This window comes from Burkholderia sp. A2 (genome assembly GCF_001729305.1).
GTDB classification, from domain to species: domain Bacteria; phylum Pseudomonadota; class Gammaproteobacteria; order Burkholderiales; family Burkholderiaceae; genus Burkholderia; species Burkholderia sola.
Genome location: NZ_LZXX01000106.1, coordinates 24,982 through 38,355, shown reverse-complemented (window position 1 = coordinate 38,355; position 13,374 = coordinate 24,982). Strand labels below are relative to the sequence as shown.

The window sequence follows — 13,374 nt, the reverse complement described above, 5'->3', positions numbered from 1 at the left end:
GTAGGCCGCCAGACTATGGGCGTCAACTTCGAATCGGGCTTGCCGTCATGGATACCTCGTATATCGCTTCCCCCGCTTCGCCTGCCCGCGACGTGCGCGGGCCGGCTCATCGCTGGCGCGTGCTGGCCGCCGGTGTCGCCGCGAACATGAGCTTTTCGGCCGCCGCGGCCGGCATTCCGACCACGGCCGTGTGGATGCGCTCGGCCTATCACCTCGACAACGGCGCGCTCGGCCTCGTGCTCGGCGCGCTCGGCTTCGGCGTCGCGCTGTCCGAGCTGCCGTGGGGGATCGCCGCCGACCGCTTCGGCGATCGCCGCGTGCTGCTGACCGGGCTCGTCGCGACGGCCGCGATGCTCGCGCTGATGATGGGCACGATCGCCCCGACCGCGCACGCGGTGCCGCCGCTGATGCGGGTCGTCGCGGCCATGGGCTGCGTCGGCCTGCTCGGCGGCAGCGTGAACGGGTCGAGCGGGCGCGCGGTGATGCGCTGGTTCGGCGAGCGCGAACGCGGGCTCGCGATGAGCATCCGGCAGACGGCCGTGCCGCTCGGCGGCGGCCTCGGGGCGGCGCTACTGCCGTCGCTCGCGTCGCATGCCGGCTTCGCTGCGGTATTCGGTGCGCTGATGCTGCTGTGCGCGGGATCGGCCGCGCTCACCTGGCGCTGGCTGCACGAGCCGCCCGCCGTGCCGGCCGCGGCGCACGTCGCCACGCCGCTCGCCGTGCCACGGTCGCAGCCCGCCGGCCACGCGCGCAATCCGCTCGCGAGCGGCCCCGTGTGGCGCATCGTGCTCGGCATCGGCCTGCTGTGCGCGCCGCAGTTCGCGGTGCTCACGTTCGCGACGGTGTTCCTGCACGACTTCGGCCGGCTCGGCCTCGCCGGCATCAGCGCGGCGATGGTCGCGCTGCAGCTCGGCGCGATGGTGATGCGCGTCTGGAGCGGCCGCCATACCGACCGGCACGGCAACCGGCGCGCGTACCTGCGCGGTTCCGTGTTCGTCGCGGCCGGATCGTTCACGCTGCTCGCGGCCGCGACGGCCGGCAGCCCGCATGTGCCGCTCGCCGCGATCGTCGCGATTCTCGTGTTCGCCGGCGTCTGCGTATCGGCATGGCACGGCGTCGCGTACACCGAGCTCGCGACGCTCGCGGGTGCGAACCACGCGGGCACCGCGCTCGGGATGGCCAACACGGTCGTCTACCTCGGGCTGTTCGCGACGCCGCTCGCGATTCCGCCGCTGCTCGCCGCGAGTTCCTGGAGCGTGGTGTGGCTCGCCGCGGCGTTAATCGCCGCCTCGACCTACCCGCTGTTTGCGCGATGACGGGCGCGCGCGGCGGCCGACGGCGTCGAGCGCGGCCGCCGTTGCGCGACGCGCTCAGAACTTGTACACGGCCGACAGCATCGCAGAACGGCCGTCGCCGAACTCGACCGCCGACGATCGCGATTCGCTGCCCGACACCTGCCGCACGCGTTCGACGTACGCGCGATCGAACAGATTGTCGACGTTCAGCTGGATACGCAGCCGGCGGCTTACGTCGTAGCTCGCCATCAGGTTGTGCACCCAGTATGCGCCGAGCTTGCCGTCGCCCTGCGACGTCACGTTGCGCCGGCCGACGAAGTGCGAACCGTAGCCGACCGTCCAGCCCGCCGGCAACCGATAGGTCGTCCACACGTTGAACGCGTGCCGCGGCGTGTTGCCGAGCGCCTGCCCGTCGCGCCGCGGCGACGACGGCGAGCTGAGCGTCACGCTCGCGAGATACGTGTAGTTCGCGAACACGTCCCAGCGCGGCGTCACCTTGCCGGCGGCACCGAGCTCGACACCGCGCACGCGTTGCCGGCCCACGAGCGCATAGCTGCCGTCCGCCATTCGTTCGCGCGCGTTCTTCTTTTCGGTCTGGAACAGCGCGCCGTTCAGCGCGATGCCCGCGAGTCCTTCCCATTTCGCACCGAGTTCGAAGCTCTCGTTTTTCTCGGGCGCGAGCGCGCCGGTCGCCGCGCTCACGCCGGAGCCGGTGGTCACGAGGAATTCGGCGGACGGGTTGAACGACGTGCCGTATGCGAAGTACGCGCGACCGTTGTCGGTCGGCTTGAACACGAGCCCCGCGCGCGTGCTCAGATGCCGATCGGCCGTATCCGCGCGCTCGGTGGGCTTGCCGGCCGCGGCGCCTTCCGACCGGCCGTCGATCCAGTCGTGCCGCAGCCCGACGTCGATGTCCCAGTGGCGGCCGACCGAGATCGTGTCGAACGCGTACAGCGCTTTCACGACCAGCGCTGTGTCGTTGCGCGCGCTGTCCTGGCGTTGCGCCGGGCCGCGCCACACGCCGGGCGGCGCGGCGAGCGCGAAGCCGTCGGCCGGGTAGAAGCGGTTGAGTCCGTACGAATAGGTCGTGCGGCCGTACGTCTCGCGCGAGATCTCGAAGCCCGCGACCAGCGTATGTCCGATGCCGAACGTCGAAAACGCGCCGGTGACGTTCGTCTGGTTCGCCCACATCGCGGTCGACGCATCGCGGCCATAGCCCTGCGGCCCGGCCGGCTGGTAGCGCCCCGGCGGCAGGCCCTGCAGGTTCACGTGCGACGCCGAAATCACCGTGTCGCGATTCAGGTGCGCATAGCGGCTCAGGTTCTGCACCTTCAGGCCGGACGACACGTCGTGTTCGGCCTTCACGGTGAACGTATCCGACGTGATGCGCTCGCGGTCGAGGTTGCGCCAGCCGAAATAGCGGTCGCGCGGCACGCCGGCCAGCACCTGGCCGTTGTGCGCCGGCAACCCGTAGTCGGGCAGGTTGTTGTCGTACTGGTGGAAATAGCCGAGCGTGACGCGCGTCGGCGTGCCGAGACCGAACGCGAGCGACGGCGCGATGCCCCAGCGCCGCTTGCGGATGTCGTCGCGGCCGGGCACGTCGTTGACGTGCGCCATCGCATTCAGGCGGAACGCCGCGCGGCCGTCGGTGCCGGGCAGCGGCCGGTTCGCATCGAGCGTCACGCGGCGGTAGTCCGACGTGCCGAGCATCGTGCCGGCCTCGGTGAACGCGCCGGCCTTCGGCGTCTTGCTGACCAGGTTCACCGAGCCGCCCGTCGTGCCGGCGCCGCCGAACACCGAATTCGGCCCCTTGATCACCTCGACCGCCTCGACGTTGAACAGGTCGCTGCGATTGTTCTGCGCGCTATCGCGCAGCCCGTCGAGCTGCAGGTTCGCGTTCGCGCCGAAACCGCGGATATTGAACATGTCGCCCGACCCGCCGCCGCCCTCGCCGGCGTTGAACGTGATGCCCGCGACGTTCGACAGCGCCTCGCGCAAGCTCAGCGCCTGCTGTTCGTCGAGCACCGCGCGCGGCACGACGGTGATCGTCTGCGGCACGTCGAGCAGCGGCGTCGCATATTTGGCGGAGCCCGACCGGTCGACGCGCGAACCGGCGTCGCGCGCGCCGTGCACGACGATCGGGTCCAGTTGCGGTGCGTGGCGCGGCTCGCCTTCCTCCGCGCAGGCCGGCGCGGCCGCACAGGTCATCATCGCGAACGCGACGGATGCGGTCGCGCGGCGCGGCGGCGTCGCGCTCGACTGGATGCAACGGCTCATGTTCACTCCACTTCATTTATGAGAATGATTCTCATTCAATAGAATTGAGTGCGACATGGCAATTGGACACGTCCGAACTTCGCGGTCCGAACGAACCGCCGAACGAAACGGCCGGGCCACCGGCCGGCCGCGCGCCGCCCCGTCAGCCTCCCTCGCGCGCCAGCGCTCGCCGCGCGGCCGGCCGTTCGGCCTCGCGCTGCGCATGAGCGGTCCATGCGGAATGCCGCGTCATGTCGAGCCCGATCGCGACGCCCCAGCGATACAGCACGAGCAGGAACGGATCGACGATCGAATGCGCGCGCGGCTCCGCCCACGTGCGGCCGTCGGCCAGCAGGGCTTCGATCGACGCGTTCGCGGCCTCGATCGTGCTGCGTCCGTGTGCGCTGATCGCGCCGTGCAGCGCCGGATCGTCGATGAAGCGGGCCGGCCGCCACAGCGCGCCGTAGCCGACGCCGTGCACCCAGCCGACCAGCCAGGCGAGCCATTCGTGGCACCGCGCCTCGCGCAGCGGATCGTCGAGCGGCAGCAATTGCGCATCCGGATGGCGGCGCGCGAGATACGTGAGGATCGCCGGCGTTTCGGTCAGCACGCGCGGCTCGCCCGGAATCGCGAGCACGGGCACGCGCGCTTTCGGGTTGATCGCGAGATAGCGCGCGTCGAGGTTCTGCCGCTCGCGCACGGACACGATCTCGACGTCGAACGGAGCGCCGGTTTCCTCCAGCGCGATGTGGGCGGCGAGCGAGCAGGCGCCCGGCGAAAGATAGAGACGATAGGCGTTCATGGTGGTGTGCGCGACGGGCTGTGGAAGACGGCACCGAGTGTAGGAACGCATGCCGGTGCGCGACAAACGATGAATTGTCGTGCTCGGACATTAGTGTTACTAATACCCGAATGCGACGCATCCACCTCCCTCCGCTGCAGACGCTGCGCGCGTTCGAAGCCGCCGTGCGGCTGCAGAGCTTCACGCGCGCGGCCGACGAGCTCGCGCTCACGCAAGGCGCGATCAGCCAGCACATCCGCGCGCTCGAGGCGCAGCTCGGCTACCCGCTGTTCACGCGCGAACGCAACGGCGCGACGCCGACGCACGCCGCGCATGCACTCGCACTGCAGGTGCGCCAGGGCCTGAGCGTGCTCGAACGCGCGTTCGAGCCGACGCTGGCGGTGCGCCGCCCGCGCACCTGCGACGTGACGCTGAACGTGAGCGTGCTGCCGAGCGTCGCCGAGCGCTGGCTCGCGCCGCGCCTGCCGCGCTTCTCGGCCGCGCATCCGCACATCACGATCGTGCTGCATCCGACCGTGGCGCTCGCGCCGCTGCGCAAGCGCGACCGCATCGACGTCGCGCTGCGCTACGGGCCCGGCACGTGGCCCGGCGTCGTCGCCGAGAAGCTGATGAACGAGACGATCTTCCCGGTCGCGAGCCCCGCGTACCGCAATCGCGACGGCGTCGCCCCGCGCACGCCGGCCGACCTCGTGCGCGCGACGCTGCTGCGCCATCCCGCGCAGCCGTGGGAACCGTGGTTCCAGGCCGCGCGGCTCGACCTCACCGAATCCGCACGCGCGCCGCGCTTCGCCGATACGAACGCGCTGATCGACGCGGCGCTGCAAGGCCGAGGCGTCGCGCTCGCGCGCCGCTCGCTGATCGAGCCCGAACTCGCGGACGGCACGCTCGTGCGCGTGTCCACGGTGCGCATCGCCGACGTGTACGCGCACTACGTCGTGTGGCGCCCCGGCCATCCCTGCGAGGCGGCGATCCGCACGTGGCTCGACTGGCTGCGCAGCGAAGTGCGGCGCAGGACGCCGCGGCGCTGACGCCGATGCCGACGCTCACGCGCGCATCGGCATCGCCACCTTGTCGAGCGTGATCGGCAGATCGCGCACCCGCACCCCGGTCGCGTGATAGACCGCATTGGCGATCGCGGCCGGCACGCCGGTGATGCCGATCTCGCCGATGCCGCGAATGCCGAGCGGATTGAAATGCGTGTCGCTTTCGTCGACGAAAGTCACGTCGAGCTCGCCGATGTCCGCGTTCACGGGGACGTGATATTCGGCGAGATTCGCGTTCGTGAAGCGGCCGTGCCGCACGTCGAGATGCGAGCCTTCCTCGAGCGCGGTGCCGAGCCCCCACACCATCCCGCCGATCAGCTGGCTGCGCGCCGTTTTCGCGTTGAGCAGGCGGCCGACGCTGTAGACGCCGACGATGCGCGGTACGCGAATCGTGCCGAGTTCGGCGTCGACGTGCACTTCGGCAAACACCGCGCCGAACGAATGGGACGCATAGCGCGACTTCTCGTCGCCCGGCTTCGTCGTCGCCTGCGCGTCGATCGGCTGGCCGCCCGCACGCGCGATCACCGCCGCGGCCGGATCGCGCCGCGACACCTCGCCGCGATGCACGACCCAGCCGTTGTCGACCGTCACGTCATCGGCCGCGGCGCCGTGCAGCGGCGACCCGGGATCGGCGATCGCCAGCGCGATCAGCTTCGCGCGCGCCTGCAGCGCGGCCTCGCGCACGGCGGGCGCCACGCTCGCCGCCGACTGCGAGCCGCCCGATACCGGCGCGCGCGGCAGGCTCGAATCGCCGAGCGCGAAGCGTACGTTCCGCGGCGCGAAACCGAGCGCATCGGCCGCGACTTGCGTCATCACCGTATAGGTGCCGGTGCCGATGTCCTGCGTGCCCGACGCGACTTCGGCCGTGCCGTCCGGCAGGATGCGCGCCCGCGCCGACGCTTCGCTGCGGTTCGCCGGATACGTGGCGGCCGCCATCCCGAGGCCGATCAGCGTGTCGCCGTCGCGCATCGTGCGCGTCGCGCCGGTGCGGCGCGACCAGTCGAAGCGTCGCGCGCCGAGCGCGTAGCATTCGCGCAGCGCGTTGCTCGACCACGGCTTGCCGTCCTGCGGATCGACCGCCGCGTAATTCGCGAGCCGCAGCGCGACCGGGTCCATGCCGAGTTGCCATGCGAGCTCGTCCATCGCCGATTCGAGCGCGAACGAGCCCGACGCCTCCCCGGGCGCACGCATGAACGTCGGCGTGCCGACGTTCAGCGACACGATCCGGTGCGTGGTCGCGTGGTTCGGCACCGCGTACATGATCCGCGACGGCATCCCGCACATTTCCATCCAGTCCTCGAACGTCGACGTGGTGGCGATCGTGTCGTGGCGCATCGCGGTCAACGTGCCGTCCTGGCGGGCGGCCAGCACGATGCGCTGTTCTGTGAACGGCCGCCCGCCGACCGGGCCGAACATCTGCGGCCGCGTCAACGCGAGGCGAACCGGACGCCCCACCTGCTTCGCGGCCATCGCGCACAACGACACGTGCGACCACGACGAGCCCTTGCAGCCGAAGCCGCCGCCGAGAAACGGCGAAATCACGCGCACGTGTTCCGGTGCGATGCCGAACACGGCGGCCACTGCCGTGCTCGCGCCCGACACGCCCTGCGTCGCATCGTGCAGCGTGAGCGTCGGGCCGTCCCAGCGCGCCATCGTCGCGTGCGGCTCGATCGGGTTGTGGTGCTGCATCGGCGTCGTATAGGTCGCGTCGATGCGCACCGTGCCTTCGCGCAGGCCCGCATCGACGTCGCCGCGCTGCGTATCCATCGGGCGGCCCTGCTGCTTCGGCGGCACGCGCGCGCCGCGCTTCGCCTGCGCGAAATCCGCGACGGCATCGGTCGCGCGATAGCGCACCTGCACGGCATGGGCGGCGTCGGTCGCCTGCTCGAGCGTTTCGGCGACGACGACCGCGACGGGTTCGTTGCTGTAGCGCACCGTGTCGTCCTGCAGCAACGTGAGACGGCACCCGGCCGGCGGCGACAGCGGCGGCTTGCCGCCGTTGGGCAGCCGCATCGCGTTCTCGTGCGTGATCACGAGCAGCACGCCCGGCATCGCGCGGGCGCGCGCCGCATCGATCGACTCGATGCGCCCGGATGCGATCGTGCTCGTGACGAGCACCGCGTGCGCGAGCCGCGCATCGGAGAATTCGGCCGCGTAGTGCGCGCCGCCCGTCACCTTCAGTACACCGTCGACCCGGTCGAGCGGTTGTCCCGTCATCGTGTTCATGCGGCACCTCCCGTCGTGGCGGCGGCCGTTTCGACCGCACGGACGATCGCCCGCTGCGCGAGCGCGATCTTGAATCCATTGCCGTCGAGCGGCCGCGCATCGCGCAATGCCAGCGCGGCCGCCTCGCGCAGCGTCGCGTCGGCCGGTGTGCGGCCCGCGAGATGCGCTTCCGCGTCCGTCGCACGCAACGGCTTGTGCGCGACGCCGCCGAGCGCGATCCGCGCGTCGGCGATACGCGAGCCGTCCATCCGCAAGGCGGCCGCGACCGACACCAGCGCGAACGCGTAGCTCGCGCGATCGCGCACTTTCAGATAGTGCGCATGGTCGGCAAAGCGCGGCGGCGGCAAGTCCACCGCGGTGATCAGTTCGCCCGGTTCGAGCGTCGTGTCGAGATCGGGACGATCGCCCGGCAAGCGGTGAAACGACGCGATCGGGATCTGCCGTGCGCCGCGCGGGCCGCTCACCTGCACGACGGCGTCGAGCGCGGCGAGCGCGACGCTCATGTCCGACGGGTTCACCGCCACGCACTGCGGGCTGGCGCCGAGGATCGCGTGCATCCGGTTGTGGCCGCCGATCGCCGCGCAGCCGCTGCCCGGCTCGCGCTTGTTGCATTGCGCGAACGCGGGATCGTAGAAATACGGGCAGCGCGTGCGCTGCATCAGGTTGCCGCCGACGGTCGCCATGTTGCGCAATTGCGCGGACGCGCCGGCGAGCAGCGCCTGCGACAGCAGCGGATAGTCGGCGCGCAGGCGCGGATGATCGGCCGCATCGCTGTAGCGCACGAGCGCACCGATGCGCACGCCGCCGCCGGGCAGCGCATCGACCGTATCGAGGCCCGCGATGCGCGTGATGTCGATGAGCGTGACGGGCCGCGCGACGCCGCCCTTCATCAGGTCCAGCAGGTTCGTGCCGCCGCCGATGAAGGCCGCGCCGGGCCGCTGCGCCGCGCGCACGGCGCCGGCGACGTCGGTCGCGCGTTCGTAGGAGATCGCTTCCATTGCGGTGCCCTCCGTCGGCTAGCCGTGCGCCGCATGCGCGGCGCGCACGGCGGCGACGATGTTCGGGTACGCGCCGCAGCGGCACAGGTTGCCGCTCATGCGCTCGCGGATCTCGTCGTCCGACAGCTGCGCGGGCCGGCGCCGCACGTCGTCGGTGGCGGCGCTCCCGGCCCCCGCCGCGAACTCGTCGAGCAGCGCGGTCGCCGAGCAGAGCTGGCCGGACGTGCAGTAGCCGCACTGGAACGCATCGCATTCGACGAACGCGCGCTGCACCGGGCTCAGCACGCCGCCGCGCGCCAGCCCTTCGACGGTCGTGATCCGCGCGCCTTCGTGCATCACGGCGAGGGTCAGGCAAGCGTTGATGCGCCGCCCGTCGACGAGCACCGTGCACGCGCCGCACTGCCCGCGATCGCAGCCCTTCTTCGTGCCCGTGAGGCCCGCGTATTCGCGCAGTGCGTCGAGCAGCGTGACGCGCGGTTCGAGCTGCAGCGTGTACGCGCGCCCGTTGATGTCGAGATGCACGGGCCGCGCCGGCACCGTCTCGCGGCGGGGCGCGGCCGGCGTGGACGCCGCGTGCGGCGGCTGCGGATGAACGTGCGATGTGGCGCCGACGGTCGCGGCCGCCGCCGCGGATTGCAGGAAACGGCGCCGCGCGGCGCTGGACGGCGTATCGTGCGGCAACGGCGGCGGCGCCGCCGAACGGCCGGGCCCGAGCGGCGACGGGGCAGCGTCGCGCGCCGGTTCGGCAGACGGGGAATCGGATCGATCGCTGGACATGGCTTCTGCTCGCTCCGTGGTTGATGGACGCGGACGTGCGCCGCGTGCCCGGATGGCAGCGCGGTCGGCACGCGCATCGGCAAAGAGCAATTCGGGTGCCGCGAAACGGCGGGGGCCGCATGCAGGTGCAGCGCCGGCCACCGTGCGCCGCGCGCACCGGGCGGCAGACGGGCCGAGCCGGCGGCGATCGCGCGTCCATGACGCCACGCTGACGCGCGGCTGGCCGCTTGCTGACGAAGCGGCAATAACGCCCGATTTTTGCGTGCGGCCGGCTGCGCATCGGTAGGAAGTTGCCGGTCGCATGTGCGATGCCGCGCATGGCGCCCGCATCGCCGCGGCCGGGTCGCGGCGTCGCGCGCCGTGTAAATGCGCGCAGCCTCCGCCTCTGCTGGAAAATTCCGCCATGCGGGCCGGTGGATCGCCGCGACCGCGGTCAGCCTGACGAAACCATTTCGCGATCACGCCGGAATCGCAAACGATTCACCGAAACGTCGCATCGCGGCGGCATACTCGAAAACGTTTCCCGATCAGCCTGCCAGGAGAGAAGTCATGCGTCGCGTTTCCGTCGCCGTGGTTCTGTGTGCCGCCGTGTTCGTCGCCGCGTGCAGCGACGACGCACCGCACGACGCCAACGTGACCGACGCCACGCCGCAGGCCGGCGCGTCGAGCGGCGCCGCCAGCGCATTCAACAGCGACGCAACCGCGAACGCCGCCGCATCCGATGCCGCGCCGCTCGCGCCGCCCGTCGTGCACTACCCGCCCGATGACGACGACGATTCGAAGCCGGCCGCGAACGCAGCCGCGTCAGGCGCCGCCGCGTCGTCGCCGGGCTGATCCCGCCGCCGCGTGATAGGAGTCGGATCTGTTCGGGGAGAGCAGTGGGCGCGCGTGTCGAGCCGCCGCTGACATGACATAACGGCCGGCGACGGCGCGAACGGCACGGTGTCGCACCGCTTCACGGGGCCACGTCGAGCACGGCCGGCCGACGGATTCGCACCTGGCCGCCGTCAGGGCCACGAGGCCCGCCCGCGCATGGCAAGCGCGACGGCCCGCCATACCGCGACAGCCACCGCGCGGCATGCGCCGCACAACCGCCCCGTCAGACCGCGTGCGCGAGCGCGCGATCGACGAGCGCGGCCTCGAAGCCGTCGTCCGCGTCGCGAAAACGCAGCGGCGCCGCGCAATGCACCAGCGTGTCGATGAAGTATTTCGCGCGCGGCCACGGCCCGAAGCCGGCCGCCGTGTTGATGTGCCCGGCATCGCCGAGGTTCACGAACGCGCTGCCCAGACGCTGCGCGAGCGTGCGCGCATCGGCGAGCGGCATCCACGGATCGGTCTCGCTGCCGATCACGATCGACGGCACCGCGAGCCGGCGCGCGTCGAACGGCCCGGCAAACGTGAATTTCTTCGGGCTGGCCGGCGCGACGAACAGCACGCCCGCGACATCGCCCACGTGCGGCCACTGCGCGAGCGCATGCGCGGTCGCGAGGCAGCCGAAGCTGTGCGCGGCGAGCACGAACGGGCCGCGCTCGCGATCGAGCAGCGCGCGCACCGCTTGCGCCCAGCCCGCGAGATCGGGCGCATCCCAGTCGTGCTGCTCGACACGCAACGAGCGCGGGAACTGTCGCTCGAGCCAGGTCTGCCAGTGGGCGCCTTCGCTGCCGTGCAGGCCCGGGACGGTGACGAGCCGCGGCGGCCACGCCGATTTGCTGCATGCGCGCATGATTGCCCTCGCTTGCTTGAAGACGAGGTTCGATTGTGGCGTCGGGTACGCCGCGGCCGAACCAATATTTTGTGCTTTGCTTTTGCGCGACGCGGTGACCGGCCGCGGCCCGCGCCGGCCGCATGGCCCGCACCGAGGGCGCAATGTGCCGCGAAACCGTAGAATGTGGGCTTCCCGTCCGCTTCACACGGAACCGGTCCCCGCGCCGACGCGCCGGGCCAGTCGTCAGGAGTCGCCCGATGTCCGCTACGTCCGCCGGCGCGCCGCGCCCGGCTTCGCTCGCCGTTCCCGTGACGCGCCTCGCCGGCGCGCGCGCCGTCACGCAATGAAGATCCTGTTCCATTCACCGCATCAGGAAGCCGGCGCCTGGCGCGACGAGATCGCGCGGGCGCTGCCGGAAGCCGAACTGCGCGCGTGGCAGCCGGGCGATACGGCCGCCGCCGACTACGCGCTCGTGTGGCGCGCACCGCGCGAGTTCTTCACGCCGCGCGACGGCCTGCGCGCGATCTTCAACCTCGGCGCGGGCGTCGACGCGCTGCTCGCGCTCGAGCACGCGCATCCGGGCACGCTGCCCGCGCACGTGCCGCTCGTGCGGCTCGAAGATTCGGGCATGGCGCGGCAGATGGTCGAATACGTGACGCACGCGGTGCTGCGCTACCTGCGCCGCTTCGACGAATACGACCTGCAACAGCGCGAACGCCGCTGGCAGCCGCTCGAACCGCATGCGCGCACGAGCTTCACCGTCGCGGTCCTCGGCCTCGGCGTGCTCGGCGCCGCGGTCGCCCGCGCGCTCGCCGCGCTCGGCCTGCCGGTGCGCGGCTACAGCCGCAGTGCGAAGCAGCTCGACGGCATCGCGACCTTCGCCGGCGACGGCGCGTTCGACGCGTGCATCGACGGCGCGAAGGTGCTCGTCAACCTGCTGCCGAGCACGCGCGACACCGACGGCATCCTGTCGGCGCGCGCGTTCGCGCGGCTCGCACGCGGCGCGTACGTCGTCAACGTCGCGCGCGGCGCGCATCTCGTCGAAGCCGACCTGCTCGACGCGCTCGCGAGCGGTCAGGTCGCCGCGGCCACGCTCGACGTGTTCCAGCACGAGCCGCTGCCGGACGACCATCCGTTCTGGCAAACGCCGCGCATCACGATCACGCCGCACAGCTCGGCCGAGACGCTGCGCGCGGAAGCCGTCGAGCAGATCGCCGGCAAGATCCGCGCGTTCGAGCGCGGCGCGCCCGTCAGCGGCATCGTCGACTACGCGCGCGGCTACTGAATTCCGCCCTACACAAAATTGGAGACAACCATGACGTTCCCCACCGCCGTCAAGATCGTCGAAGTCGGGCCGCGCGACGGCCTGCAGAACGAGAAGACCTTCGTGCCCACCGACGTGAAGATCGCGCTCGTCGACCGGCTGTCGCGCGCCGGCTTCCGCAACGTCGAGGCCGCGTCGTTCGTGTCGCCGAAATGGGTGCCGCAGATGGCCGACGGCGCCGACGTGATGGCCGGCATCGAGCGCCGCGCGGGCACCGTGTACTCGGTGCTCACGCCGAACCTGAAGGGCTTCGAGAACGCAGTCGCCGCCCGCGCGGACGAAGTCGTGATCTTCGGCGCGGCGAGCGAAGCCTTCTCGCAGCGGAACATCAACTGCAGCATCGCCGAGAGCATCGCGCGCTTCGAGCCCGTCGCGAAGGCCGCGAAGGACGCGGGCCTGCGGCTGCGCGGCAGCGTGTCGTGCGCGCTCGGCTGCCCGTACCAGGGCGAGGTGCCGGTCGCGTCGGTCGTCGACGTCGTCGAGCGGTTCGCCGCGCTCGGCTGCGACGAGATCGACATCGCCGACACGATCGGCGTCGGCACGCCCAAGCGTACGCGCGAGGTGCTCGCGGCGGTCACGCGCGTGTTCCCGCGCGAACGCCTGTCGGGCCACTTCCACGATACCTACGGCCAGGCGCTCGCGAACATCTACGCGGCGCTGTTCGAAGGGATCGAGATCTTCCACGCGTCGGTCGCGGGCCTCGGCGGCTGCCCGTACGCGAAGGGCGCGACCGGCAACGTCGCGACCGAGGACGTGCTGTACCTGATGCAGGGCCTCGGCATCGAGACCGGCATCGATCTCGCGCAGGTCGTCGCGGCCGGCGACTTCATCTCGAACGCGATCGGCCGCGCGAACGTGTCGCGCGCCGGTCGTGCCCTGCTTGCCAAGGCGCAGAGCGCGGCCGACGTCGCGAACTGCGTCTGATCACGCCATTCCACGGATCCTCCA

Annotated in this window: 11 protein-coding genes; 5 read left to right on the top strand and 6 right to left on the bottom strand. The window is 71.5% G+C overall.

Annotated features, from left to right (window positions below; translation table 11 throughout):
* Window positions 1-47 precede the first annotated feature (47 nt).
* Window positions 48-1,316: an MFS transporter gene (locus A9Z05_RS23155; protein ID WP_069620161.1), complete on the top strand. Its 1,269-nt coding sequence runs from the start codon at window positions 48-50 to the stop codon at window positions 1,314-1,316.
* Between the two features lie 54 nt (window positions 1,317-1,370).
* Here A9Z05_RS23155 and A9Z05_RS23150 read toward each other — a convergent pair whose 3' ends face one another.
* Both A9Z05_RS23150 and A9Z05_RS23145 read right to left on the bottom strand, forming a co-directional pair.
* Window positions 1,371-3,572, bottom strand: a complete 2,202-nt coding sequence (locus tag A9Z05_RS23150; RefSeq protein WP_069620160.1) for a TonB-dependent siderophore receptor — start codon at window positions 3,570-3,572, stop codon at window positions 1,371-1,373.
* A 142-nt stretch (window positions 3,573-3,714) separates the two neighbouring features.
* On the bottom strand, window positions 3,715-4,353 hold the full coding sequence (locus tag A9Z05_RS23145; RefSeq protein ID WP_069620159.1) for a glutathione S-transferase family protein: 639 nt from the start codon (window positions 4,351-4,353) through the stop codon (window positions 3,715-3,717).
* Window positions 4,354-4,463: 110 nt separating this feature from the next.
* Here A9Z05_RS23145 and A9Z05_RS23140 point away from each other — a divergent pair, with 110 nt between their 5' ends.
* Window positions 4,464-5,381, top strand: coding sequence for a LysR substrate-binding domain-containing protein (locus A9Z05_RS23140; protein ID WP_069620158.1), 918 nt, complete (start codon window positions 4,464-4,466; stop codon window positions 5,379-5,381).
* A gap of 15 nt (window positions 5,382-5,396) precedes the next feature.
* On the opposite strand, the gene A9Z05_RS23135 is transcribed toward A9Z05_RS23140, so the two are convergent.
* The 3 genes from A9Z05_RS23135 to A9Z05_RS23125 are packed head-to-tail and all read right to left on the bottom strand — an operon-like array spanning window position 5,397 to window position 9,397.
* Complete coding sequence (locus A9Z05_RS23135) at window positions 5,397-7,622, bottom strand: xanthine dehydrogenase family protein molybdopterin-binding subunit (RefSeq protein ID WP_069620157.1); 2,226 nt, start codon at window positions 7,620-7,622, stop codon at window positions 5,397-5,399.
* Window positions 7,619-8,620, bottom strand: coding sequence for a xanthine dehydrogenase family protein subunit M (locus A9Z05_RS23130; protein ID WP_069620156.1), 1,002 nt, complete (start codon window positions 8,618-8,620; stop codon window positions 7,619-7,621). The genes A9Z05_RS23135 and A9Z05_RS23130 overlap by 4 nt, the downstream gene beginning before the upstream one ends.
* A gap of 18 nt (window positions 8,621-8,638) precedes the next feature.
* On the bottom strand, window positions 8,639-9,397 hold the full coding sequence (locus A9Z05_RS23125) for a (2Fe-2S)-binding protein (protein ID WP_069620155.1): 759 nt from the start codon (window positions 9,395-9,397) through the stop codon (window positions 8,639-8,641).
* 549 nt (window positions 9,398-9,946) lie between these two features.
* Here A9Z05_RS23125 and A9Z05_RS23120 point away from each other — a divergent pair.
* The gene (locus tag A9Z05_RS23120; RefSeq protein WP_069620154.1) at window positions 9,947-10,231 is read left to right on the top strand and encodes a hypothetical protein; all 285 of its coding nucleotides are present in this window, start codon (window positions 9,947-9,949) and stop codon (window positions 10,229-10,231) included.
* Between the two features lie 265 nt (window positions 10,232-10,496).
* On the opposite strand, the gene A9Z05_RS23115 is transcribed toward A9Z05_RS23120, so the two are convergent.
* Window positions 10,497-11,120, bottom strand: a complete 624-nt coding sequence (locus tag A9Z05_RS23115) for an alpha/beta hydrolase (RefSeq protein WP_069620153.1) — start codon at window positions 11,118-11,120, stop codon at window positions 10,497-10,499.
* A 325-nt stretch (window positions 11,121-11,445) separates the two neighbouring features.
* Between A9Z05_RS23115 and A9Z05_RS23110 the strand changes: the two genes are divergently transcribed.
* The gene (locus A9Z05_RS23110) at window positions 11,446-12,387 is read left to right on the top strand and encodes a glyoxylate/hydroxypyruvate reductase A (protein ID WP_069620152.1); all 942 of its coding nucleotides are present in this window, start codon (window positions 11,446-11,448) and stop codon (window positions 12,385-12,387) included.
* A gap of 30 nt (window positions 12,388-12,417) precedes the next feature.
* Window positions 12,418-13,350, top strand: coding sequence for a hydroxymethylglutaryl-CoA lyase (locus tag A9Z05_RS23105; RefSeq protein WP_069620151.1), 933 nt, complete (start codon window positions 12,418-12,420; stop codon window positions 13,348-13,350).
* Window positions 13,351-13,374 lie beyond the last annotated feature (24 nt).